The following is a 25,425-nucleotide window of genomic DNA, read 5'->3' on the forward strand; positions in this document are numbered from 1 at the left end:
CTGGTTCCCTCTCGACAGGGAACCAAAATGGCATCACCGAAGCATTTTCTTGATTTTTCCGCTGTTTCCGCTGCAGACCTGCGCGTGATCCTGGAAGACGCCAAGACCCGTAAGCAGGCGACCAAGGCCGGAACGGCAGCAAAACCCCTGGCCGGCAAGATGCTGGCGATGATCTTCGAGAAACCATCTACCCGCACTCGTGTCTCATTCGACGTCGGCATGCGCCAGCTTGGCGGGGAAACCCTTTTCCTGTCGGGTACGGAAATGCAGCTTGGCAGAGCTGAAACGATCGGCGATACCGCCAAGGTTCTTTCCCGTTATGTCGATGCAATCATGATCCGCACCACCGATCATTCGCGCCTGCTGGAGCTTGCCGAACACGCAACCGTACCGGTCATCAACGGCCTCACGGATGATACGCATCCCTGCCAGATCATGGCCGACCTGATGACGTTTGAAGAACATCGCGGCCCGGTCGCGGGGAAGACCTTTGCCTGGACCGGTGACGGCAACAATGTCCTCCATTCCTTTGTCGAGGGTGCCGCACGGTTCGGTTATCGCATGAACATGGCCGTTCCCATGGGGTCCGAACCGCACGACAAGTTTTTGAACTGGGCGCGCAATAACGGCGGCGAAATCATGCTGTGCCACGATGCCGAACGGGCGGTTGCGGGTGCCGATCTCGTCGTCACCGACACGTGGGTTTCCATGAACCAGGAGCATAAGGCGCGCGGTCATAACGTCTTCCAGCCTTTCCAGGTCAATGAGGAGCTGATGAAGCGGGCGGATAAGAACGCGCTCTTCATGCACTGCCTGCCCGCCCACCGCGGCGAGGAAGTCACCGATGAAGTCATCGACGGGCCGCAGTCGGTCGTCTTCGATGAGGCGGAAAATCGCCTGCACGCCCAGAAGTCCATCCTGGCCTGGTGTTTCGGCGCCGTCTGAATGCCGTTTCAGGCCAAATCTTGATTTTCAAAAGAGCCGGGCACATCTACCGGCTATCATTTGCGCCGTGTTGTCAGAAACCGGTGTCTCAACACACTTCGTCGATGTCTTTTCCTCCGGCCTGAGGTTCCGCTCTGGCCGGCGCTTGTGTAAAAAGTTGTAAGGGCTCGGCGCGAAGGAGCGAAGTCATGGCGGAAGCGACTGTGAACCTCAACGATCTTCATTTTGCCGGAGACGACCGGGTCGTTCCTTTTCAGGTAGAAGGGCTGGATGTGCGCGGACGGGCCGTACAGCTCGGTCCGTTGCTGAACACCATCCTCGGTCGCCACGAATATCCGGGGCCGGTTGCCCGGCTGCTGGCGGAAGCCATCGTGCTGACCGCGCTGCTTGGTACGTCCTTGAAGTTTGATGGCAAGTTCACCGTTCAGACGAAAGGCGACGGTCCGGTCGATCTGTTGGTCGCGGACTTTTCGACGCCTGATAGCCTACGCGCTTACGCCCGTTACGACGAAGAAGCGCTGGCTGATGCGGTCAAGGACGGCCGCACCTCTCCGCCGGAGCTTCTGGGGCAGGGCGTGCTAGCCTTCACCATTGACCAGGGTCGCGGCATGCAGCCCTATCAAGGCATCGTGCCCCTCGACGGCTCTTCTCTCGAAGAGATCGCCGGCGTCTATTTCCGTCAGTCGGAGCAGATCCCGACAAAGGTGCGTCTCGGCGTAGCCGAGCTCTTCGACCGGGATGCGCAGGGCAAGCCGCGCCACAACTGGCGGGCGGGTGGCCTGGTTGCGCAATTTCTGCCCCAGGCTCCGGAGCGCATGCGGCAGCCTGACTTGCACGGCGGCGACGGCGACGAACGGGACACGGATGTGGTCGACGACGCCTGGAACGAAGCTCGTTCTCTGGTGGAGACGATCGATACGGACGAACTGACCGATCCGCAGGTTGCAATCGAACGACTGCTTTTCCGTCTTTTTCATGAGCGCGGCGTTCGTGTTTACGCACCGCAGACGGTTCATGATCGCTGCAGCTGTTCGCGAGACAAGATCAAAAGCGTTTTGAACGGCTTTACGGCAGAAGAGATTGAAGCAAGCCAGGAGGACGGCCATATCGCAGTCACCTGCGAATTCTGCTCGACCACCTATCACTACGAGGTGGCGGAATTCGCCGCGGCCTGAACGGGCCGCTCGGGATTGTCGAATACGGCGGCTCTGTTTTGAACAGAGCCGCCGTATCTTTTTCGAGCATTTAAGCCGCGCGGCGTGAGCCGGAGGCAGCCGATTGGCGGTAGGTCGCCGTCGCAGAGAGACGGAACTGGCCGAGCATCTCGGTCAGGCTCTGGGCCTCGCTTGCCAGTGCTGCGCTCGCCGCCGTCGACTCTTCAACCATCGCGGCGTTCTGCTGGGTGCCCTGATCCATTGTATTGACGGCGGTGTTGATCTCCTGCAGGCCGAGCGATTGCTCGCGCGATGCCTCGGCGATCGCCTGGACGTGACGATTGATCTCCTGGACTTCGCCAACGATCTTTTGAAGCGAAGTTCCGGTCTGCGCCACCAGATCCACGCCCGACTGCACGTGCTGGCTGGACGCCGTGATTAGCGTCTTGATTTCCTTGGCAGCATTCGCGGAACGCGAGGCAAGTTCGCGAACTTCCTGGGCAACGACTGCGAAACCCTTGCCGGCATCACCCGCGCGCGCTGCTTCCACCCCTGCGTTGAGCGCCAGGAGATTGGTCTGGAAGGCGATGTCGTCGATCACGCCGATGATGTTCGCGATCTCGTTGGATGAATTTTCGATATGCCTCATTGCGTCGATGGCGTCGTTGACCACCTTGCCGGAGACTTCTGCCCCGCCCTTCGTGCGCAGCACCAGCTGGCTTGCCTCCTCAGCACGCTTGGCCGCGTCCTTCACGGTGGTGGTGATCTGCTCCAGGGCAGCGGCAGTCTCCTCGACGGAGGCGGCCTGCTGTTCTGTACGTTTTGCCAGGTCATCGGCCGCGTTGAGCAGTTCGGTGGCGCCGGCGTTGATCGCGGAGGCATTGGTGCCGACGCTGTTCATCGCCTGGTTCAGCTTTTCGACGGAATTGTTGAAGTTGCGGCGGAGATTGTCCAGCTGACCCTGGAAAGGCGTCTCGATGCGGTAGGCGAGGTCGCCGTCCGACAGCCGGTTGAGCGCCGCGCCAAGTTCATCGACCGCATGTTGCACGGAAGCTGCTTCCTTTGCCCTCTCGGCGTCGCGCTGGAGCCGTTCCGCCTCGCTCAATTGGCGCGTGGAATCCGCCTCCTTGGCAAGTTTTATACGCTCTATGGCATTGTCGCGGAAGATGGCGACGGCAGCGGCCATCTGGCCGATTTCGTCGGCGCGGCCGATGCCTTCGATCTCGCCACTCGTCTGGCCGTCCGCCAGCGTCGTCATCCGCTCGCGAAGACGCGCCATGGGCGCGGTGATCCCTGCATGCGACACGTAGAAGGCAAGCGCGATGCTCGACACCACGCCGATGCCCAACCCGATGATGCTGGTGGTGATCGTCGAGTTGACCGAGGCTGACATCTCCTCGCCGCCCGACGCCAGCAAGTCCATCATCACCGTGTTGTTGGAGCCCGTCTCGGACGACATCTGCTTCAGGAGTTCGTCGTTCTTGATGAGGATCTCCTGAACCGCGGCCTTGTCGCCGGCGGCAGACAGTTCGATTGCCTTTTCGAAATTGGATTTCACCGCCCCGACGATCGTCAGGATCTTGGCCATCGCCTCCTTCCGGCTCGGCACCATTTCGCCGACCATCTGGAAGCGCTCCATGGCGGTCTTGAAGTCGCCGTTGAGCTTGTCCTTCATCGGCTGGTAATTCGGCGCTGTTGCCGGAAGCTCCATGAGGCGACCCGCCATGGAGACGGCGGTCCAGATCCCGGCTGCGGCGCGTGCTCCGAGCACGGCCGCCTTGCTCTCGTTGGTGATGAAGCCATGATAGGTGGCATTCGCCTGGCTGAACCGCAGCGAAACATAGCCGAGGCCTGAAAGAGAGATCAGACCGAGCAGGAGCAGTACGGACAGAATCTTTGCCTTGATTCCAATTCTTGCAAGCATGGAGGTTCCTTGTCGCCCGAGGTCGTCAGTGTCGACGGACCATAGGACAATGGTTGGGGAAGGGGTGTGGAAATGCCTCGGCAGGCTGGTGACGAACGCATCATGCGAGCGGTCGGGGCCGCTTCGTACATAGTGAATAAATTGTACAACGATTAAGATACGGCTAAATTCGCCTCAACGAAGTGCTAGTTCAGCACGCGCATGAGACCCGGAGAATCCAGCGAAAAGGCGGGGATCGTCACCTTGAAGGTCTCGCCCTGATCCGTCTGCATGTCATAATGGCCAAACATCATGCCCGAGGGCGTGTCGAGCGGGCAGCCGGATGAGTACTCATACGAGTCGCCGGGTTCCAGTCGCGGCTGCTCACCTACGACGCCAGGACCTTCCACCTCGTCCACAAGGCCGTTCTGGTCGGTAATGTGCCAATAGCGATGAACGAGCTGAACCGTCAACGCCGAATGGTTTTCAATGACAATGCGGTAGCCCCAGACATAGCGGCTCTCTTCCGGGTTGGATTGCTCCTCCAGATAGTAAGGTTCGACGGCAACTTCTATGTCTCGTGTACGGGCGCGATACATGCGGCACCTGAGAATGGTTACTTACTCGATATTGTACAGAGCTGCGGAAACGTCAAGAATTCTCGCGGTTTGAACAAGCGAGTGTGAGCGTTTCTTGAGGTTAGGGATAATTTAGTTGGTAAATCCGGCAAGACCGGATTTACCATAACCAGCCGCGTCAGGCAGAAATCTTGGCAAGCGCCTGCGCGAAGTCCTCGATCAGGTCGTCGGTGTCTTCGATGCCCGCGGAGAAGCGGACGGTGCCGGCCGAAATGCCAAGTTCGGCGCGCGCTTCATCCGTCAGGTTCTTGTGGGTCGTCGTGGCCGGATGGGTGATCAGGCTCTTGGAGTCGCCCAGGTTGTTGGAAATCCTGACGATATCAAGCGCATTCTGCAGCTTGAAGGCTGCTTCTTTACCGCCTTTCAGCTCGAAGCAGACCAGCGTCGAACCGCCCGTCATCTGCCGGGCGATGATATCGGCCTGCGGATGGTCCTTGCGGCCCGGATAGATGACCCGCGCGACCTGTTTCTGTTCGGCAAGGAAATCGGCGATCCTGGACGCGCTTTCCGTCTGCTGCTTGACGCGCAGCGGCAGCGTCTCGATGCCTTTCAGCAACGTCCAGGCATTGAAGGGCGACATCGCCGGGCCTGTGTGACGGAAATAGTCATGCAGGTTTTCGTCGATCCACGCCTTGTCGGAAAGCACGACGCCCCCAAGGCAGCGCCCCTGGCCGTCGATATGCTTGGTGGCAGAATAGACGACGATATGCGCGCCGAGCTCCAGCGGCTTCTGGAAGAGCGGGGTCGCAAACACGTTGTCGACGACGACCTTGGCGCCGATCTGGTCGGCGAGCCTGGCGACGCCGGCAATGTCGACCACTTCGAGCGTCGGATTGGTCGGGCTCTCCAGGAAGAATACCTTGGTCTTCGGCGTGATGGCCTTTTCCCAGTTTTCGAGGAAGCGGCCGTCGACCAGCGTGCATTCGATGTCGTATTTCGGAGCGAGCGTCTCGACCACCCAGCGGCAGGAGCCGAAGAGGGCGCGCGCCGCGACGATATGGTCACCGGCCTTCAGCTGGCAGAGGATCGCGGCAGTGACCGCAGCCATGCCGGAGGCGGTGGCTCGTGCGTCTTCGGCGCCTTCCAGCGCGCACATGCGCTTCTCGAACATGTCGTTGGTGGGGCTGCCGTAGCGCGCATAGATGAAACCGTCGGTTTCGCCTTTGAAGCGGGCTTCGGCCGCTTCCGAGGTATCATAGACGAAACCTTGGGTCAGGAAGATCGCTTCGGAGGTTTCGCCATATTGCGAACGCAACGTGCCGCCGTGTACGAGCTGAGTTGCCGGGCGCCATTTCTTGGTCATGCGTGTCCCCATTCAGAACAAAAAAACCGGTCGCATAAGCAGACCGGTTTCGCACCCGGTCTTTTTAGCCACTTATTTAACGTGGCTGCAAGCCGACCGGCCAAATCACCACGGGATAAGAGTGGCATAGCGCCGCGTCCCGCTTGCGTCAATGGCTCGCATTTGGTTTTGTCTCGACGAAAACTCTGAGAGAGACATGATGGCTCGCGAAACAGGAATTCTGGCGGACCGCGCAATAGCGGCGCTTTTCGACAGTGGACGGTTGATCTCCGAGCGCGAGCTTGATCGGGATCAGGTTCAGCCAGCGAGCCTTGATCTGCGTCTCGGCGCAAAGGCTTTCCGGGTCCGGGCAAGCTTCATGCCGGGACCGAACAGCCTGGTCTCCGACAAGCTCGATCGCCTCAAGCTGCACGTCATCGATCTCACCGAAGGCGCGGTGCTGGAAACAGGCTGCGTGTATATCGTGCCGCTGATGGAAAGGCTCGACCTGCCGGCCAATATGTCGGCCTCGGCAAATCCGAAAAGCTCGACCGGCCGCCTCGATATCTTCACGCGCGTGATCACCGACTACGCCCAGGAATTCGACAAGATCCCGGTCGGTTACTCCGGCCCCCTCTATCTGGAAATCTCGCCCCGAACGTTTCCGATCGTCGTTCGCCGCGGCTCGCGCCTGTCTCAGATCCGCTTCCGCGTGGGCAACGCTCTTTTGAGCGAGCCGGATTTGCTGCAGCTCCACAAGAACGAGATATTGGTGGCCGCGAGCAACCCGAATGTCTCCGGGGGTGGCATCGCTCTCTCGATCGATCTCTCCGGCGACAAGGAGGGCCTGATCGGTTATCGCGGCAAGCATCACACGGCTGTTGTCGACGTCGACAAGAAGGCCCAGCACGACATCTTCGATTTCTGGGAGCCGCTCTATAGCCGCGGCCGCAACGAGCTCATTCTCGATCCGGACGAATTCTACATCCTCGTCTCGCGTGAGGCGGTTCATGTGCCGCCGCTCTATGCGGCCGAGATGACGCCCTTCGACCCGCTGGTCGGCGAATTCCGGGTCCATTATGCAGGCTTTTTCGATCCCGGATTCGGCCATGAGGCGGCGGGTGGCCGAGGGAGCCGCGCAGTGCTCGAGGTCCGCAGCCACGAGGTGCCCTTCATCCTGGAGGACGGCCAGATCGTCGGACGGCTGGTCTATGAGCACATGCAGGAAAAGCCGGAAGGGCTTTACGGAGCTGGCATGGGGTCCAACTATCAGGCACAGGGCCTGAAACTCTCAAAGCATTTTCGCGTCTGAGCGGCGGGGCGCCGCTTGACAGCCGGCCTCATCTGTTGAAAGTCTCGGGTTGTCCTGTTACGCATGCTGCCGTCTGAAACCGGGTTTCGTTTTCGGACAGCATGCGAAAAGCGGGTGTAGCTCAATGGTAGAGCAGCAGCTTCCCAAGCTGAATACGAGGGTTCGATTCCCTTCACCCGCTCCAGTTTCTCAAATCCGTCAGATCAGCTTGCCCCAAGCCGGGTCCCATTCCAGGCCCTCTGCCAGTTCCACGTAGATCGGGTGCTGCTCCGGGCCGCGGCTTTTGTTTTCCGCCATACGGAAAGCCGCTTCCGGCTCCATTTCTTCGCCGGGGAAAACCATGTCGTCTTCTGAAGGTTCGGTCACCTTGCGGATGAAGCCGCGGACCTGATCCCCTGAATGGTAGAATTTGATGATCAGAGCGCCGGGAGCCGGGTCGGTTCCGTGATAGCGGTAATAGGTATGCATCTCTCGCCTCCATCGTCAGGTTCACCTATCTGACGTGCGGAGGCTCGAAATGTTCCTCATATTGGCTTCAGAAAAGCGACCTCAGCTTCTGCAGCACATGCCGGCGGATGCGATAGTTCGTCTTCCCGCGCGCATCTCGCCAGGCCATCTTGAATATCTTCCGGCGCGTGTTCCAGGACAGCGGGGGAAGCTTGTCCACGACCCGGTAGCATCCGACCGCGTAAAGCCAGCGCTGCTGGATCTTATGGGTGATGGATTTCGCAGCATAGAGCTGTTCGGAATCCGAGCCGCGAAAGAAGATGTACATCGGCCCGTCCACCCAGACGATCAGATCGCGCATGACAAACTCGGCAACGGCGTAGGAGGCCGCGCACCACGGGCCCCCGAGGGCCGGCCATCGCTCCAGCAGGATATCCGCGCCGCCTGCCGACCGGTAGACCCCGTAAAACCATTCGGAGGGAAATCTCAAACCACGCGGCACCTTGCCTTGGGATGCGTTCTCCTGAAAGTTGAATATGTTCGGTTCCGGTTTCAGGATTTGCGTCTTGTCCGAATCGATCCGTTCCGACGACCCGACGGCTAAAAGCTTGTCCGGGTTCTGCTCCAGCGCATGGAGCAGCGCGGAGAGGTAATCGCTAGTCGACAGATCGTCACAAGCCCGCAGGCAGAAATATTCTCCCTTCTCGGCGCCGAGCTTGATGCAGAAGATGAAATTGTCGATCACGCCGAGATGGCGTTTCTGCTGGATGACCTCGAAGCGTTCGTCTTGAGCGCAAAATTCACGGGCTATTTCCAGCGTGGCGTCCGTGGATTTGTTGTCGACGATGATCGCGCGAAAATCTGAAAAGTCCTGATCTGCAATGCATTGCAGGCTTTTGCGCATCGTCTGGGCGCCGTTATAGATCGGGAAGACGACCACGAGCTTCGCTTTTTCCATGTTGTTCTTGATCCTCGGCGGCACGGCTCAGCGCTGCGCATATATCACGCCCGTTGATAAGCGCAAAAGGCAGGCGGCAGTAGGGCGGTTCACGCCGGAGACTCTATATTTTCCGGGTGCTGGGTTGGTGTGGCGTCTTGTTCCAGACGAACGGTTTCGACCGTAGTTCCAGGACCGCTTGCCATGCTGCGATCGAGGTCATCAGCCAGTAAAGCGGCACGGCGAGCCAGCGCCGGCCGATCAGCCGCTTCTCGTGTTCGATCATCGAGCTCAGCCCCAGGGCGAGGAAGACCAGATAGCTGCCGAGAATATTGATCACGTCGATCACGAACAGCGACAGCATGCCGGTGGGAATATCGTCCGTCGGCGCTTCCAGCATGGAATGGGCGCCGATGCCGGCAAAGACGATGATCAAGGGATGCAGGAGCGAGGAGAGCAGCATGCCTCCGACCATCAGCTGGAAAGTGCAGAACGCCGTCAGGCCCATCTGCCGGGCGAGACGGCGGGGATGGCGCATCAGCACCAGCCAGGTCTGCAGCCAGCCTTTGGGTCAAATGTCTTAAAGGAACATGGTAGTCCAAGATGTCTCGAAACATTATATATAAGTCAGTAGGTTACTGGAGCGCATGGGCAAGGGCTAATCCCTCTTCAACCTTAGTGGTCCAATGAAATCCGGTCGATTTGTTGCTACGAAGTTGCTACAGTGAGCCATGGCCTATGGAGAAACTATGAAGAAGGCTCTCACAGCATTAATGATCGCCGGCCTAAAGCCGGCAGCAACGGCTTACTATGTGGGCGATGCTAAGCAAGACGGACTCCGTTTGCGTGTTGCGCCAGATGGGAAACTCACGTGGAATGTCACGGTCCGGATCAAATACGGAAAGCTTCTCAGTACCTCTTTGGGTCGATGTGACCATGAGGGGCGAAATGGGCTTGACCTAGCGGGCGCAAGAGAACGAGCAGCGGCGATCGTAAAAGCAGCAAGGCTAGGAACCAACCTTATTGCTGAAGAGCGTGCTAGCCGGGAGGCACGTGAAAACCTCACCATAACTTCTGCCTTGATCGATAGCTATTGTAAGGACATCGCTAATCCCAACCGAAAGGGAGGAGCGCTACGAACGGCGGAAGAAATCCGCAGGCGTCTCAAGCGTGCACTCGCAGCGAAGTTGTCCAGCCCGGCGCAATCATTAACTCGGCGAGACATTTCTTCTCTTCTGGATCCAGTGGCAGGGGAGTTTCCAAGGGAGGCTGAGAAACGTCGACAGGTTATTGATGCGATGTTCCGATGGGGCGTTGCTAAGGGATATGTGGAGACGAACCCGGTTCAAGGGCTACCCTCCTACGGCGCTGGTGCGCCACGGGACCGGGTCTTGAGCAACGACGAGATCAAGAAATTTTGGCTTTGGCTAGAGAATGGTGCAGACAACATGCCGCCGGATACCATTACGGTTTTGAAGCTGCAGCTTCTGACCGGCGCCCGCGTGGGCGAAATCGCAGGAATCGAGGCATCCGAAATTTGGTTTGAGGAAGGGCGCCTACTTTGGACCCTCCCTGAAGAGCGTTCGAAAAATAAAAAGCCCTATACCCGACCATTTGTAGGACGGGCTCGGGCGATAGTGGAAGGTCGTCTTGAGTCAGAACCGAAGGGTCCGCTGTTCCGCATACTGGATAAAAGCCGGAAACTTAGATCTGACGATATAGGTCTCGCACTGAACCACCGAAAACGCCCGATTCGGCATTTTACGACCCACGATCTCAGGCGAACGGTTGTCTCGGGCCTAGATGAGCTCGGCGTTCCACTTGACACGATCGCAGCCGTGGTCGGTCATCAGCGGGGAGGAAAGGATACAAGAACACTCATCAAGCATTACAGTCGTCCCAATCTTGATAGCCGCATCGAGACGGCATTGCTGACTTGGGATGAACATATTGACCAGCTTCTGAAGTCCTGAGTTGACCATTGCCTATCGAAAACAATGCCGAAACAGCCTATCGTCGTGGTGATCTTCTAGAAAGGCGCCGGGAGATATCGGGCGAATGACCGACGTACGTGACATCCTTGGATCGAAAGAATTGAGTGAAGCCGTTCAAGCCGTGAGGTCGCTGACCAACCGCTACTGTTCGCAACGCAAGCCCGAAGGGCAGCCAAGTTTCGCCTCGATAGCTCTTGGCAAGACCTTTCGAGCTGATAAGGCAGCTCCGATAATCTCAGCGGCCGATCCGTCTTATCGGGGTATAGTGGAAGTGTTGTTTCTAGGGTTTTGCGGATGGGGTGATTTCGCCGTCTGACGAAACCGTCGAACAAATCCTTATGTCCCACGCAGTTCTTGATTATATGGCGGAAATCGAGGACAGCTCAGAGATTTACGAAAATTATGATGTTGGTCTTGAATTGGTAAACGCATACGTCTGTATTGGCCCGGACTTCATGCGAGACGTATACTACGAAATGAGCGCGCATTCAGGGTTCCGAGTGACCCCCGATCGAATTACGCTGGAAAGCCTCGTTTCTTCTGAACGTAAGTCACTGAGGACACTGGTTAAAGCATGCGAGCTTCTACATTATTCTCTTGATCACCTTAATGATCTCGGTGTTTACCATCGGCCTAGCCTGACCATGATTATCACGGTGATCAGCAGTTATAAGGATGACGATTTGGTCGAGCGGACGGTCTTTTATAACAAATGGGCTAAAAACAAGTCGACGATTGCGTTGCTGTACGCAGCGTCGACAATCAAGGTCGGCGATCAGGTGCTCCTCGATAAAATCTTGGATGGTGAGATAAAAGCAACCGACTTTATCGGCGTATTTGATGTCTGGCTTGGTCGCGCCCGCTTCTTTTGCGACAATTACCTATCCAAGCTTGGTATTAAAGGGATTGAAAAGGACAACGCCAAAGCGTTGAGATTTGCTTCGCAAATGCCCTTCGAAACCTCATTTTTAGACCCCCGAGAGATCGACTTTTTGCGTCGAAACTTTAAGAAAGAACAACAGTTTAAATCTTCTAGATCCGCTCGCTAACCGGACCACTCCGTTTGGTCACCGGACTTCCGGCTGCTCGCATTTTCCTACATTTTTCTCCTCGTGATCAAAACGCACTAAGGAGATAGCGGTGACACATCACTTTCCCGAACTAGCGCTAAGCGGCGATACGCCGGACGCCCAGCGCCCATTCCCGAAGACCGGCTTCGTTCGCCTAAAGCAAATCCTCGGCCCTCACGGCCCCCTGCCCATCAGCCGCTCAGGGTTCTGGGCCGGCGTGAAGTCGGGCAAATTTCCGCGGCCCCGTAAAATATCGGCACGGGTCACCGTATGGCGAGCCGAAGACATCCATGCTCTGCTCGCTCAAATCGAGCAGGGTCAGCCCTAAGGCTGGTCTGACTAAATCGGCAAGCGGTGCGGTCTGGGTGATCTTCTGCGATTTAGCAATGGGCGCCTGACCGCTTAGCCGAACCAACACTCTTCTTCATCTTCAACCTTTTCGCCGGAGAGCTAGTGGCCTCCGATTGCGAACTCATGCTCACGGAGTCCCTATGTCTACGAATAAGCCAACCATCATCCGAACCGGCCTCGAAAGGTTTCTCTACGACAACGAGTTCGAGATCCGCCGATACTTCAAGGCGATCCACCCGGGCAATACCTTCTCTGTTGACGGCATAGCCAGCTCTCAACAACGCCGTGTTCAGATACTTGAGACCGTTAGATCGGGTCTGGGCCGCGAAACCCTGGAATCGTCATGGAACAGAGCTACGTACGGCGGCTCTAGTGCTGGATGCGCTTTCGAACAGTTCCGAGTTAGAGCTTGGATACTTGGCGAATTGAGCGCGTCCCTCCAGTCAGATTTTTCCAACCTCTACCACCTCACCCTCGTGGACACCGGTTATCGACGTGAAGCCGGTAAGCTGCGGTTGTTCAATTTGAACCGCTGCATATTGCGCGCAATAACCACGTTTCATGACCTTGAACGCACCTATCCGGACATGTGGGCTTTTGGCAGTCTAGAGATCTCAGCGACGCCAACAGCTGATGACGGTCTGGCATTTGAACCTCATTTCCACATCCTCATCGACGGCGCTTCTGAAGAGGCCATTCGGACAGCATTCCGATCGCGCCTCACTGCGAAGTCCGGCGCGCTTCGTCCGATACATCTATCGCGAGTATCTACTCGGGCTGAGATGCTCGTCGTCCTGAGCTATCTCTCTAAGGTCGAGCCCAACATCCGCCAACAAATCTTAGGCCGGAACGGTCGTCTTATCAGCGCTCGACCTAACCCTCTCAAGGGCGACGGCTACGCTGAATGGTTGGCTTGGATGGCTGCTCACCGCGCTGATGAGTTGCTTATTGGTCATGGCCCGGCGGACCACCTGCTCAATGATTTCCCAATGCGCGAAATGCAGCCAATTGTGGAAGAACTCCTAAGATTAAGCCTTCGGGAAGGCCGTTAGCCTCTCGAACTACCCCTGTTGAAATGCGGGTGATGAAGCTGCAGCGCAGGAGGCTCCTGCGCTGCCAGTTGCCCAAAATCGTGATTTTGCAAGTAAGCAAGTAAGCAAATAAGGAAACCGAAATGACGAAGAGACTCGTAATCGAAATGCGATCTGGCGCGGTAGTCGAGGGTAGTTCTCAAAGGCATATGACCGTCCGGGCAAAGGCGGGGAACGACACCGCCGTGACAGTCTGGCTACTGAACAAGCATGCTACCAACGCGGGAATAGTGGCTGATGAGCTGGTACAGGCAGGCTTAAATACTTTCGAGACGGACCGCATCAAGCAGGCTCACAAAGCGGCCGTCAAGAACGTCATTTTCAATCCTGCCACGGTGGTCTCGAAAAGTGGCTGGCATGGACGGGACTTCGTCTTTGACGGAAGGGTGTTCCGCACGGGAGAAATTTCCTCCTTCCGTTTGCACCAGAATCTGAGGGAAACACATGTTCCTTATCCATCCAAGAAGAATGATGATCTCATCGACTTTATCGATGATGCGGCTAGTCAAAGTGATCTTCTTGCAGCTGCAGTGATGATCGCGTTCGCCCAGCCGCTGTTGGGACTTGCCCAGCCCCCGGAGCGTCCGGTCGTCTATATTTGGGGCGACTCGACCACCGGAAAGACATCTCTTGGTTCTCTAATGAATGCGATCACGCGGCCGCCTGCCGACCGGGAACTACAGTCGTTCGACTCGACGCAGCGAGCTTTCGAGGAGAAGCTGAAGTATTACTCCGACAATGTAGCAGTGTTCGATGAACTTAGCTCTCTCGATGACGCTGCACTCGAGAAGGCATTTTCGACCTTCATTTACATGGCCGCGAATGGCCGCGGTAAGAATCGCTCGGAGGGGTCGAACTTCCCAAATCTTCGCTGGCGGACGACAGCCGTCATCACCGGCGAAAAAGACCCCGATACCATCAACGCGAGACGCAAACGAACAGGGCAAGATGCGCGGCTTTTGATCCTGCCGGTTCCATCGCGTGACGAAGGTGGTATCTGGCCCTCATCGATGACGTTAGATGAACGTGTGGCTATGTTGACCAAGCTGGACGCGCTGATCGCCACATACTCCGGGCATAGCTATCTCAATTGGATTAGATGGGTCGTAGCCAAGCAGGATGAAGTCAAGATACGCTATGCAGAAAGCGTCTCATCATACGCACGTCAGATGGCGGGGGAAGGCGGTGACAGCCTGGATCGCAGGTCTGCGGTCAAGTTTGCCCAGTTGGCCGCAGCTGGTGATGAGATAATCCGCGCAGGAATTGTCGCGTGGGATGATGAACTTCCATTTGAGGTTCTCAATCGGCTCTATCAGGCAGACAGGTCAGCGAAGCAACAGTCAGGTCGAGGCGGTAAAACGGCTCAACAACATGCGATTTCTATCCTGGCACGCTGTGGCGCGGGGACAATTCCGGTCGCAAACAGGAAAGACGCGATCAGCAGCATGCCTGCATTCGTGAAAACATGGGACGGTCAGCCATGGGTTATGATTCGGAAGGGCGAAGTAGAGCGGTTCGCGGGAGCGCCTGAGGCACTGGTCATGGAAGCTTTGTGTACGACGGGGATCAGCGTTGCACATGGCTCTACCCCGTATTTCCAAGATCGGCGTCTCAACAAGCGCTTTTTGCGAGTGAGCGTGGCGGATCTCGCGCGTCTTGCATTCGGTGATCGGGCGTAGCCGGCGAAGAGTGGCGGCAAACGCCGCCACTCGTCAGGAATTCTCTGGTTCAAAATCAAAGTCAATGGTGGACTGCAAATCGGGACAAACTGCTAAGATATTGACAAATATGACTAAATCCGATATATTGGCGATGTTTCGTCGTGCTGTGCCGTTGTAGCGTATTCTGAACTAAACCGGCCCACGGCCGACAATGCCTTTCAACCTGAGCGCCCTTTGTGGCGCTCTTCGTCGTTTCAGGAGCACGTCCATGAATACGTTTTCGACAGCACCCACGGTGCAGAATTCCCGCAACGTTTCGTTACCCCACGTTTCGATCATCAGTGGCCCCCGACCAAACGTGAAGGTCGAGAAGTCGAAATCTACACCGGCCCCGAAGGTAGAACCGCCCGGCAACCCGAACGTGCTCCTCGTCGGACTTGATGATCAGGGGCGGCCTCATGCGTCCTGGTTTGGCGAAGATGATGGCGATGCCGCCGCCGTAGCTGCCGACCTCATGGACATGGCCATTATCGAAGTCAGCAACGAAGAATTGGCTGCGATCGCGAAGGCGCTTCCACGTGGGAAGCTCTTCGGCAGCGGCAAGGCATTCGTGCCTTTCGTCAAGCGCACCGTCTACGATCAACTCGCCACCTACCTGGACGACGACTACCTCGCCGCCGCTGCTGCCCGTGTGGAAGCCGTTGCAACAGCGGCAGGGTCTGCTGGTGAAGGTTATGCCAAGGCAAGCAAGGGAGAGGTGCCACCGCGCAAACCGGAGGACTGGTCGAAGATCGCAGTCGGCGACCTTGTGCTGGCGACCGATGATCCCGAGGAGGGCTGGTTCGACGCGATCGTGATCGAGCAAGCAGGGGAAGACAGGTTTCGCCTGCGGTGGAGCGATTGGCCCGATCTGCCGACCTTCACACGGGGCGTCACCGAAATCGCCCTGCTGCATCCCAGCTACGTGGCCGCGTGACAGTGGCTGAGATGATTACCATCTTGCCCATGATGCACGTCACCAGCGCTTTGCAGGGAGGCTTGCAGACCATGACGGAAGCGACACCTTCCGCTAGCCATGATGTTCGCAGACTAAACGATGCCTTGAGAAAGACGCTCATCGGCGGGCGGGTGCTGCTGACGAGCGGAGTACAGCGGCTTGATGAGGCGCAACAGGCTGAACTTCTGCAGGCCGTTCGCAGCTTTGATACCTTCACCGCTGCCAACGATCCCTACGGCGAGCATGACTTCGGTCGCGTCGTAATCGCCGACGAAGGGTATTTTTGGAAGATCGACTACTATGACACGGATCTTCGCTACCAGTCGCCCGACCCTGCAGACAGCACCGTTACGACACGCGTCCTCACCATCATGCGGGAGGACGAATATTGATGCCCGTGGTCATCCCATCGAACTCACCAAGCCGCGCTCACCCCGCGGCTTCTTTTTTGTCAGGCTTTGTTCGGCTTGGCGGCTTTGCTCTTTCGACCCGGTTTCAAGGGAGCCGGCTCGTTGCTGTCGGGTGGAGGCACTCGAAACAGATCGACAACATCAACCATCAACGCTTCGGCAATTCGCTCCATCACATCCACGGAGGCGTTGAAATCGCCACGTTCAAGACCGCTGATAGTCGTCCGATCAACTCCGGCGTCAACCGCAAGGTTCTCTTGGGTTGTCTGCCGAGCAGTCCTCAACGCTCGAAGGTTCCAGGCGATACGTGCGCGCACTTTCATGCCTGCATCGCCACCATCTTGAGGTTGTTTTATCCATCGGATATATCCAACATATTTCTATTCGATCACTCCGCCCACGGCCGCGAGCGCGTGAAGCGGTCAGCAAGTCAAAAGTCAGAAGGAAGCTATATGACCGCCTATCTTGATGCTGTTCGCCGCTATGCGGTCTTCTCCGGCCGCTCATCGCGCTCGCAGTTTTGGTTCTATCACCTGACGTTGCTGGGTCTGGCTGTTGCCGGCTTCATCATCGACATCGCGATCAGCGGCGGCAGCGAACCGCAGCCGCTCATTTCCGCCCTGATCGTCATCGGCCACTACATCCCCTCGCTGGCGATCATCGTCCGGCGCCTACACGACGCTAACCTGAGCGGATGGCTGGTGCTGCTGTGCCTGCTGCCGGGTATCGGCGTGATCGCCTTCATCGTTTTCGGCTGCTTGGCACCCACCCCCGGCCCCAATCGCTTCGACCCCTCGCATTCGACCGGGTCACAATCGGCCACCGATGGCCAGACAGGGGCGTCTCAGGCTGCCGGCGCATCAGCGGTCGAGCGAATTGAGAAGCTCGCGTCTCTGCGGGCCTCAGGGGCGATCAACGACGGCGAGTTCGAGCGGATGAAAGCCGATGTCCTGGGCAAAACGGAGCAAGGCAATGGCTAAGGGCGCTACATTAGCAGGTGCCCTTCTGCTGACGATGAGTGCGCTGCCGGCGACGAGCGGACAGACGCAGTATTTTATGGGCGATGTTTGGGGAGTCTGGCAGGTGCTGCCAGACGGTGGCGAAGGGCCAGAGGAAAAGCCTCGCTGCATGTTCGGGACCCGAACTTGGACGCACAAGGGGCTGAATTTCATGTACGTGCTAACCGGCCTCAACTACATCGAGCCTCAGCTGCAGGTTTATTCGGAAAATTGGGAACTTCCCGTCGGCGAGAAAACCAATGTAGATCTCGTAACCGTTGCCGGTCCCCTGAATTTCGAATTGAAGGCCGAGGGTACCAACTACCTGACGGGCTCACTCGACCCGGCTGTTATCGGGAACGACAAGGCATTCGCTCTTCTAGGAGCACTCTCATATTTGCTGGATTCCCGCCGCAGCGGAATAAGTATGAGCGTCAAGTTTGCAGGCAACGAATCCGAATGGCCTATCCCTCCCATGAAGCAGCTGGAGACCTATCGAGTGAAGGGGGCAATCGACAAATGCTACGCTGACCTGAAGGCCAAAGCCGCTGATTATTTCGCGAAAGATGGGGGCCAGCCGAACCGGAAGACGTCGCCGTTCGCCCAACCGTAACGGGGATCAACAACTTCATGAGAAGGACCGCAGCCGCGCGGTGCGACGGCAGCGAAATGGAAAACACCGCTGTAGGAGCTAACGGCGGCGCGGGACCCCGTCTCACCACCACATGGCGCCGTATCGGCGGGTAAAAAGTATTAACCGCTCCAACTCTGCTACGAAGGTGTACAAAACTTTTACTTGCGTGTAGCGCGGCTATCCAGCAACCTGCCAAAGAAACGTCTGGGGGTCAGCCGAATCAAGTTCATTCACATAAAGCGGTGGAGGTTGCTCGTCTCCCGCCCGTAGCTCCGGCTGTTTTCCTGCGTCCGGTGGGGTGCAGATATCAACGGGGTGAAGTGGCTGATCGTCGCATGTAGGCCCATTCAGAAGAGTTCTATTTAATGTTGAGTTTAACAATCAACTCATGAGAGCCGACGCTCAAGTCGGTCTTAGTTGCGTGGTGGTCGAAGGCAGAGAGCTTGTTGCTATGATCGGACTGTATGTTCAGGCATTGGTTGTGGCTGGGTGGTTGGTTATCGGCTTGTACCTGCTGTACGTGAACACCCAGCAAGCAGCCGAAGCTGAAAAAAACGGTGTAGGGGTCTGGGGCATGCACTGGTCACGAATCAACATTGATGATCCTCGGTGTCCGGCGTCGCTTAGGCGGCAAGTAATTACCAACGGGCGCAGGTTCGGAATTCTGAACGTGGCAGCGCTTTCTTTGATCGCGCTCGCAGAAATAATCAATAGAATCATTTAATGGAGATATGGAAAGTGACGTCTATTCCAGTGTACTTCAAAGTAGATCCTCCCAGCGAAGATAGCATTCGGAAATATCTTGTCTCCGCCCTTGACGACGTTATAAAGGATATTTTTCAAGGAAACCCTCTTCCTGCGCCTCTGACCTTCCTGACTAAGGCAGTTGGTGTTGCAACTCTGTCAGAATTTGTTGCCGATATTCACGTAGATGGTGATTTTCTATACGTGAATTCAGCGAAGCTGGCGCTCGACACGCTAGGTACCGGCGGGGTGGCGTACGCTATCTCCTGGGCGGCTGGCAAAATTGCGCCGGCTCTAGTAGCTGCGGGGCCCTTGTCTATCGGCGCCGTGGTCTTCGGTATCGGAGCCTCAGCACTGGCCACGTATGTCTGGTCAACTTTTGACGAGGCATTTTCCCTTGAACAGAGGGTCGAGGCCGTCTTGGGTCAACAGGATGTACAATTCATATACCTGAAAGATGGCAACCCGCTCTCCGGTGCCATATATGATAATATCAGTCCCGCGGATATCCCTTCCGCACTGGATGGCCTCGCGTACTACGCAGGTGCCGTCGATGGCTCCAAAATACAGATGAAGCAATTTGGAAGTGAGACCGAATACTCGGTGTTCGGAGGTAACGTGGCTGCGAAGCTGGTTGCCGCCATGGGAGTACCCCTTAGTGAGTTTTATAGCTGGGGTTGGGCGCAGGACGAAAAGGGGGGGGCTTCTACTAACGCTGCTCAGATAATTGTGGGAGGGCCGGTGGGCGGAGAAGGCAGTATGTCCTTCATCAACACTGGATCCTCGATCGCACTTAAGATCTGGAAAAGCGACGGTAGCGAACTCGAAAACATCACTATCGACATCGACAACATCGGGTTTGGTGAGCTTCCAGATGATCCAACCTCAGGACCGTTGGTGATTATCGGCTCCGACGGTATTGATGTCCTGAGAGCCGGGGCGCAGGGTTCGTATATCTTTGGGGGCAGAGGGGATGGAGACATTCTCAATGGCGGCAGTGGCAATGACCGTATCATCGCGGACTCTCTAAGTCCTCAATACGGAGAGAGAGGCATCAACACGCTCGAAGGGAATGGAGGTAAGGACCTTTTAGTCGGTGGAGGTGGAAACGACATCATCAAGGGCGGCAGCGGCGAGGATGTCGCGTTCGGGTATTGGGGTGATGATAAGATTGAGGGGGGAAGCGAAAACGACATTATCCATGGTGATTCGCAGATTTCGCAGGGAATGCTCGATGGTCGAGACCGGCTTGCGGGCGGTGACGGGCAGGACAAGATTTATGGCTCAGGAGGGGCAGACATTCTCGTCGGCGGAGACGCGGTGGATTTTTACGATCAGTCCCTGCGTTCATTCCACCCAGACTGGAATGATGGAGAGAGGGATCTTCTCGCTGGCGGTTTCGGTAACGATCAATATCTAATATCTCATCGTATCGATGCCAATTATTCTTTGAGTCTAGCGGCATCACTATCCTTCGTTGATATAATAGATGAAAGTTCCGGTGACGGTCGTGGTGATATAAAAATACAGAATTTCGACAGCAATACTGGTGAGGTTAAGGCGATACGGGCCTCGGGGTTTTACGAGCCGGTCGCCACCTCCCCGGAAGGGACGTTTTACATCAACTCTTCATATTCAGTCGACGACCTAGGAGATGATTGGGTTCCTAAGCTTGTCGTATCTTCGATTCTTGATGAACTGGGTCAGCCCTACATTTTTCTCATTCCGGAGTACCCGGACTGGGGTGCACCCTACGTCGCCATCCGGAACTTCCGTCAAGGCGACTTCGGAATTACGATTAGCGGTTACGGCGGCGCAAGGGAAGGAACACCCGGCGGTGATGTCATCGGCGGTAGCGGTAGCCGCGCCTTCGGGTCTCTCGACGCGGGCGATGCAAACCAAAATCTCTCATCGGACGATGCTCAACGCATTCATGCAGGCGGGGGCGATGACATTGTTTATGGTCGGAACGGGCAGGACGAAATTCGCGGTGAGGACGGGAACGATCGCCTGCAGGGAAACCGGGGCGACGACCTTCTTACCGGAGGAACAGGGAACGACGTATTCGTATACGGTCGCGGAGACGGCACTGACACTATCCGAGACGCAGGAGGTGCTAATGCTGGTCAAGACAAGATCGAGTTTACCAATGTGCTCGCCAGTGAGGTGAGGCTGACCCAGCAGGGGAATGACCTTATCATAACAATCCTAGACTCGGAGACCGGCGCCGGAGACGGTGGCTCTATAACGCTGACTGGCGCAATGGCGACCAATCAAGGTGGCACATTGCCATCCATAGAATTTTCCGATGGCACAATTTGGAACCCGCAACAGGTCATTACACACATCACCGAGGTTTTGTCCGGTGAAATAGCCGGTACAGCTCAGGCGGACCAACTTGAAGGCACTTGGGAAGGCGATGTGCTGCGAGGCAAGGGAGGCAACGACTCTCTCTCAGGAATGTTCGGCAGCGATGTCTACATCTACAGAGACGGTGATGGCAGCGATATTATTAATGACGGAGTGAACGTTTCTTCTGAAACCGACGTATTGCACTTTGAAAATCTGACAGCCTCAGATGTCTCATTGACGCGCGTCGGCGAGGCGTTGGTGATTACCATCGCCGGCAGCGAGGATACAATCACAGTCCGAAAGCAGTTTCTCCCAAATGGCTATTGGGGACTGGAAAGGATCCTATTTTCCGATGGCACTTCATTAGGTAGAGACGAAATTTTGAGCGTTGGGTCGGGCCAGCCGGAAATCGATTTCGAAGGCACTGACGGAGCGGATACGATCTATGGAAGTGGCGCAAGCGAACTATTCAGCGGAGGTAAAGGCAACGACCGATTACTGGGTGGCGGCGGCAGCGACATCTACATTTACTCTTCGGGGGATGGGTCTGACTTTATTGACGACGAAGCAAATGAGTCCACGTCAATAGATACTCTTCGGCTGGTTGACCTTAATCCAGATGATGTCTCCGCCTCGAGACGGGGCGAAAATCTTGTCCTGACCGATCTCACGACGGGCCACACAATCACAATCGATGAGCAATGGTACTCCGATACCGGTTACTGGGGGTTCGAGAGGATCGAGTTCCTGGATGGGACGGTCTGGAACAGGGCAACCATAATGGCGATACCTGTGGGACCGATCGTGGGATCCCCCCACAATGACGAGATTGAAGGCTCCCACGAGGACGACGTTATCCAAGGCGGCCGAGGGGACGACACCATCGAAGGCTATAGTGGAAGCGACATCTACCTATACGCGATGGGAGACGGAAACGACCTGATCCGAGATGGCGGAAGCGATCTGGGTGCGATCGACAAGCTCATTCTTTCGAATTTGACGGCCGGTCAGGTGACGGCTGCAAGGCAGGGGATAGCCCTTGTGCTAACCGTCTTGTCGACCAATCAGACGATTACCCTGACCAACCAATACTATTCGAGCAGCATGTCCTATGGGCTCGAAACAATCCAATTTGCGGGTGGGGCAGTCTGGGATCGGCAGCACCTTATGCAACTGGGGTTCGTGCCGACGATGAATGGCACAGCAAATGCCGACGTCCTTACGGGGATTTGGTTCGATGAAACCCTTCGGGGAGGTCTAGGCAATGACCAACTCATCGGCGATCAAGGAAGCGATACCTATATTTATGCCAACGGAGACGGCTCCGACATTATTGATGACAGCGGATACGATGCAGCGGATACAGATAGGCTGAGCTTTACCGATCTCACCGCGGACCAAATTGTGGCCCAACGTCAGGGCGATGACTTGATGCTGACGGTCAAGGCTAATGGCCATTCGATTACTATTGACGATCAGTTCAGAAGTTCCACTGGTTTCCACGGCCTTGAAGTAATTAGTTTCGCGGATGGCACCGCGTGGGACCGAGCGTCGATAATGGCGATCCAGGAACCAGGACTCACGTTGAGCGGGACGATTGAAAACGAAAGCCTCGTCGGTGCGACAGGAGACGATCTGCTCGACGGCAAGGGGGGATCGGATTGGCTGAAGGGTGGAGCCGGATCGGACACCTATGTCTATTCTCTCGGAGACGGAAATGACAATATTGACGACGATGCCAATCTGCAGACATCTGACATCGATGTCCTGCGGTTTACGAACATAGGTCCTGCAGGTGTGTCGTTGGCAAAGGTCGGTCCTGACCTAGAGATAACTATTGCCGCTACAGGCGAAGTAATAAAAGTTTACGATCAGTTCGCGGCTCAGACAGGTTCACCCGGCCTTGAGCGTATCGAGTTCTCCGATGGCACATACTGGGACCGTGTAGTCATTCTCTCTGCCCCTGTTGGCCCTATTCGGGGAACCGAGGCTGCAGAGGTACTTTCCGGCTCGGACGGCGACGACGTCATCATCTCCGGTCGCGGTGACGACTACCTCATGGAAACCGTCGGCTCAGACAGCTATACTTTTTCATCCGGCGACGGGAATGACATTATTATGTCCGGGGCCGACCGCGCCTCTGATGTCGATATTTTGAAGTTCACTGATGTTACCGCCTCGCAGATTTCCCTTGTCCGAAATGGTAATGCCCTTTTAGTGAAAGTCCTACCGACGAACCAGACCATCGAGGTCTGGGAGCAGTTTGCGGGCCAAGGGTTCCGCGGTATCGAGAAGATCGAATTCGCAAACGGCGTGATATGGAATCACGCCAATATCGTAGCGCTCGGTAACGGAGCTCCGCAGACACGACCGCCCACTATCGTCGGCGGCACGGGCAACGACGTCCTCAATGGAACGGTGGCCAGCGACGTGATTGCCGGGCATCAAGGGAACGATGTCCTGCAAGGCGGCTGGGGAGCCGACAGTTATCTTTATAACGTCGGCGACGGCCACGACACCATCGAGGACTGGGACAATCCCGAGTCGATCGACACGCTGTGGCTGGGATCTGGGATCAATTCTGGCTCTACCTTAGTTACGCGCGGCACAGAGGGCTTTTGGGACATTGTCCTGAACTTTGCCACCTCCAGTACGATCACCATCAAGAACGGATTTTTCGCCGCCAGCTCTGTCATTGAAGAGGTTAAATTCAATAACGGCATCGTTTGGGATCTTAGCGATCTCCGTGTTCAGTTCCTGAAGCAGGCGTCTACTTCCGGCGGCGATGAAATATATGGGTTCCTAGATTCTCACGACGTCATCACGGGTGGCGGGGGTTCTGACACCTTAAATGGCCTCGGTGGCAATGACGCTCTGTCGGGCGATGCTGGGGATGACACGCTGGTCGGTGAGGAAGGCAATGACAGGTTAATTGGCGGCGTCGGCGCCGATTCGCTTTTTGGCAACAGCGGCAGCGACATCTATGCCTATGAGTCCGGCGACAGCAACGACTACCTGAACGATGAAGATTCCGACAGCATCGCCGTTGACGTTCTACAGCTGACCGACCTCAATTTGACACAAGTCGAGTTCATGCGCTCCGGCGTCAGCCTGATCATGACGGTAGTTGCCACCGGACAAACCATCTTTATCAACAACCAATTCAACCAACAGGATGGCGGCTATTGGGGCATTGAGAAGATCGAGTTCGCCGGGGGCTCATCATGGAACCTCGCGCAAATCAACGACGTGGGCTGGATCCGGGGCACGTCTGGCAATGACAGCCTCACCGGAACATGGCGGCAGGAGATTTTGTCCGGCGGCTCTGGCAACGACAGCCTCAATGGCGACTGGGGAGATGATACCTACATATTCAACCTCGGTGACGGGCACGACACAATCCAAGACTGGGACAATCCTGAAGCTACCGACATATTGCAACTTGGTGCTGGTATCAGTGCAAATTCAGTCTCCGTGGAGCGGGGCGCAGCCGGCTTCTGGGATATGGTTCTCGACTTCGGGACTTCCGGCTCGGTGACGATCACAAACGGCCTCTACTCTGCGAGTACCGTCATCGAACGAGTCAACGTTGCCGACGGAACTGTCTGGACGCTCAATGATCTGCAAACCTTGCACCTGCAGCAATCAGCGACGTCAGCCGGTGACACGCTCTTCGGATTCATCGATCGCAATGACGTCATCAACGGCGGAGCAGGCAACGACGACCTCACGGGCTTCAGCGGCAATGATACGTTGCTGGGTGGCATCGGTGACGACAGCCTGAGTGGGGATGAAGGGGGCGATACGCTCGAGGGCGGGGCTGGCAATGACAGCCTCACCGGAGGCGACGGTAGCGATGTCTTCGTGTTTAAATCCGATTTCGGTTTCGACTGGGTTCAGGACTTCACTGCAGGTGCGGGGACCGATGATGTGATCGAAATCGCCGACAGCCCCATCACTGACTTCCAGGCTATTCTCGCAGCCGCGTCGCAGGAGGGTATCAATACCGTGATTGCACTGGATGCGAACAACACCATCACTTTGCATAATGTGATGCTGAGCAACCTCCATGCCGACGATTTCAGGTTTGTGGCCTGACGCGGAAGAATTGTGCGATCGGGCTTTCAATGCGGCGGTTGGCCGCCGCATTGATTGCATCCACGAACCGAGGGAGAGGACGGGCCGGTGGCTCCGTCTATTTGAGGTCGAGGCAAAGTATTTGGCGCGATGCCGATGATCGACGAAGCATGGACCGTGGTGAAGTTTGTTCTGTTACTCGCGAGCGCAGGCTACGGAGTGTATCACAAGTGGATCAACGCGAAACATGTCGTCGCGGCTCGGGAATGCGGAATTCAGGTTTCCGGCATTTACTGGGCGTGGATCGACGTATCGGAACCGCGCTGCCCAGTTTCGCTAAGAGATGAAGTTCTTCTGGCTCGCCGTCGCGGCTTAGCGGGGGCTATTGTTTTTCTATCACTGCTAATCCTAGGTGAAACTTTAATTCG

At 56.4% G+C, this 25,425-nt stretch carries 22 protein-coding genes, 1 tRNA gene and 1 riboswitch; of the genes, 16 read left to right on the top strand and 7 right to left on the bottom strand.

Annotation, left to right across the window (positions count from 1 at the left end):
* Positions 1-27: 27 nt before the first annotated feature.
* Both argF and EDE09_RS00935 read left to right on the top strand, forming a co-directional pair.
* On the top strand, positions 28-945 hold the full coding sequence (gene argF, locus EDE09_RS00930) for an ornithine carbamoyltransferase (protein ID WP_105370540.1): 918 nt from the start codon (positions 28-30) through the stop codon (positions 943-945).
* Between the two features lie 188 nt (positions 946-1,133).
* A complete protein-coding gene (locus tag EDE09_RS00935; protein WP_105370541.1) occupies positions 1,134-2,120 on the top strand; it encodes an Hsp33 family molecular chaperone in 987 nt (328 codons plus the stop codon).
* A gap of 70 nt (positions 2,121-2,190) precedes the next feature.
* On the opposite strand, the gene EDE09_RS00940 is transcribed toward EDE09_RS00935, so the two are convergent.
* The 3 genes from EDE09_RS00940 to EDE09_RS00950 form a co-directional block, all read right to left on the bottom strand.
* Positions 2,191-4,023 (bottom strand): methyl-accepting chemotaxis protein, encoded by a 1,833-nt coding sequence (locus EDE09_RS00940; protein ID WP_105370542.1) that lies wholly within the window; start codon positions 4,021-4,023, stop codon positions 2,191-2,193.
* 185 nt (positions 4,024-4,208) lie between these two features.
* Positions 4,209-4,601, bottom strand: coding sequence for a Co2+/Mg2+ efflux protein ApaG (gene apaG / locus EDE09_RS00945; protein WP_105370543.1), 393 nt, complete (start codon positions 4,599-4,601; stop codon positions 4,209-4,211).
* A 157-nt stretch (positions 4,602-4,758) separates the two neighbouring features.
* Positions 4,759-5,943, bottom strand: a complete 1,185-nt coding sequence (locus tag EDE09_RS00950; RefSeq protein ID WP_105370544.1) for an O-succinylhomoserine sulfhydrylase — start codon at positions 5,941-5,943, stop codon at positions 4,759-4,761.
* A gap of 43 nt (positions 5,944-5,986) precedes the next feature.
* Positions 5,987-6,065, bottom strand: a riboswitch (SAM riboswitch).
* Between the two features lie 74 nt (positions 6,066-6,139).
* On the opposite strand from EDE09_RS00950, the gene EDE09_RS00955 reads away from it, so the two are divergent.
* Positions 6,140-7,234: a 2'-deoxycytidine 5'-triphosphate deaminase gene (locus EDE09_RS00955; RefSeq protein WP_165924083.1), complete on the top strand. Its 1,095-nt coding sequence runs from the start codon at positions 6,140-6,142 to the stop codon at positions 7,232-7,234.
* Between the two features lie 110 nt (positions 7,235-7,344).
* Positions 7,345-7,418: transfer RNA gene (locus EDE09_RS00960), tRNA-Gly, on the top strand.
* 14 nt (positions 7,419-7,432) lie between these two features.
* Here EDE09_RS00960 and EDE09_RS00965 read toward each other — a convergent pair.
* The 3 genes from EDE09_RS00965 to EDE09_RS00975 form a co-directional block, all read right to left on the bottom strand.
* Positions 7,433-7,702, bottom strand: a complete 270-nt coding sequence (locus EDE09_RS00965; RefSeq protein WP_105370545.1) for a hypothetical protein — start codon at positions 7,700-7,702, stop codon at positions 7,433-7,435.
* Between the two features lie 67 nt (positions 7,703-7,769).
* A complete protein-coding gene (locus EDE09_RS00970; protein WP_132408375.1) occupies positions 7,770-8,639 on the bottom strand; it encodes a glycosyltransferase family 2 protein in 870 nt (289 codons plus the stop codon).
* A 103-nt stretch (positions 8,640-8,742) separates the two neighbouring features.
* Positions 8,743-9,156, bottom strand: a complete 414-nt coding sequence (locus tag EDE09_RS00975; RefSeq protein WP_207914796.1) for a hypothetical protein — start codon at positions 9,154-9,156, stop codon at positions 8,743-8,745.
* Positions 9,157-9,367: 211 nt separating this feature from the next.
* Here EDE09_RS00975 and EDE09_RS00980 point away from each other — a divergent pair, with 211 nt between their 5' ends.
* The 8 genes from EDE09_RS00980 to EDE09_RS01015 all read left to right on the top strand — a co-directional run bounded on the left by EDE09_RS00980 (position 9,368) and on the right by EDE09_RS01015 (position 16,174).
* Positions 9,368-10,591: a tyrosine-type recombinase/integrase gene (locus EDE09_RS00980; protein WP_165924084.1), complete on the top strand. Its 1,224-nt coding sequence runs from the start codon at positions 9,368-9,370 to the stop codon at positions 10,589-10,591.
* Between the two features lie 85 nt (positions 10,592-10,676).
* Positions 10,677-10,928, top strand: coding sequence for a hypothetical protein (locus EDE09_RS00985; RefSeq protein ID WP_132408379.1), 252 nt, complete (start codon positions 10,677-10,679; stop codon positions 10,926-10,928).
* Positions 10,929-10,950: 22 nt separating this feature from the next.
* Entirely contained in the window at positions 10,951-11,661 is a 711-nt protein-coding gene (locus tag EDE09_RS00990) for a hypothetical protein (protein WP_132408381.1), read from the top strand.
* 91 nt (positions 11,662-11,752) lie between these two features.
* Positions 11,753-12,010 (top strand): AlpA family phage regulatory protein, encoded by a 258-nt coding sequence (locus EDE09_RS00995; protein ID WP_132408383.1) that lies wholly within the window; start codon positions 11,753-11,755, stop codon positions 12,008-12,010.
* Between the two features lie 163 nt (positions 12,011-12,173).
* Entirely contained in the window at positions 12,174-13,085 is a 912-nt protein-coding gene (locus tag EDE09_RS01000; protein ID WP_132408385.1) for a hypothetical protein, read from the top strand.
* A gap of 122 nt (positions 13,086-13,207) precedes the next feature.
* Entirely contained in the window at positions 13,208-14,803 is a 1,596-nt protein-coding gene (locus tag EDE09_RS01005; RefSeq protein ID WP_132408387.1) for a DUF927 domain-containing protein, read from the top strand.
* A 250-nt stretch (positions 14,804-15,053) separates the two neighbouring features.
* Positions 15,054-15,761, top strand: a complete 708-nt coding sequence (locus EDE09_RS01010; protein WP_132408389.1) for a hypothetical protein — start codon at positions 15,054-15,056, stop codon at positions 15,759-15,761.
* Positions 15,762-15,832: 71 nt separating this feature from the next.
* Positions 15,833-16,174 carry a DUF3768 domain-containing protein gene (locus EDE09_RS01015; RefSeq protein WP_132408391.1) on the top strand — a complete coding sequence of 114 codons (342 nt, stop codon included), beginning with the start codon at positions 15,833-15,835 and terminating at the stop codon, positions 16,172-16,174.
* Positions 16,175-16,233: 59 nt separating this feature from the next.
* Here EDE09_RS01015 and EDE09_RS01020 read toward each other — a convergent pair whose 3' ends face one another.
* Complete coding sequence (locus tag EDE09_RS01020; RefSeq protein ID WP_132408393.1) at positions 16,234-16,515, bottom strand: helix-turn-helix transcriptional regulator; 282 nt, start codon at positions 16,513-16,515, stop codon at positions 16,234-16,236.
* Positions 16,516-16,644: 129 nt separating this feature from the next.
* On the opposite strand from EDE09_RS01020, the gene EDE09_RS01025 reads away from it, so the two are divergent.
* The 4 genes from EDE09_RS01025 to EDE09_RS28420 all read left to right on the top strand — a co-directional run bounded on the left by EDE09_RS01025 (position 16,645) and on the right by EDE09_RS28420 (position 25,018).
* On the top strand, positions 16,645-17,172 hold the full coding sequence (locus tag EDE09_RS01025) for a DUF805 domain-containing protein (RefSeq protein ID WP_132408395.1): 528 nt from the start codon (positions 16,645-16,647) through the stop codon (positions 17,170-17,172).
* A complete protein-coding gene (locus EDE09_RS01030) occupies positions 17,138-17,803 on the top strand; it encodes a hypothetical protein (RefSeq protein WP_132408397.1) in 666 nt (221 codons plus the stop codon). Before EDE09_RS01025 ends, EDE09_RS01030 begins: the two co-directional genes overlap by 35 nt.
* 472 nt (positions 17,804-18,275) lie before the next feature.
* On the top strand, positions 18,276-18,548 hold the full coding sequence (locus EDE09_RS01035) for a hypothetical protein (RefSeq protein ID WP_132408398.1): 273 nt from the start codon (positions 18,276-18,278) through the stop codon (positions 18,546-18,548).
* Between the two features lie 14 nt (positions 18,549-18,562).
* On the top strand, positions 18,563-25,018 hold the full coding sequence (locus tag EDE09_RS28420) for a calcium-binding protein (protein WP_132408400.1): 6,456 nt from the start codon (positions 18,563-18,565) through the stop codon (positions 25,016-25,018).
* The last annotated feature ends 407 nt before the right edge of the window (positions 25,019-25,425 follow it).

The sequence above is a fragment of the Neorhizobium sp. S3-V5DH genome (assembly GCF_004343065.1).
In the GTDB taxonomy this organism is placed as follows: Bacteria; Pseudomonadota; Alphaproteobacteria; order Rhizobiales; family Rhizobiaceae; genus Neorhizobium; species Neorhizobium huautlense.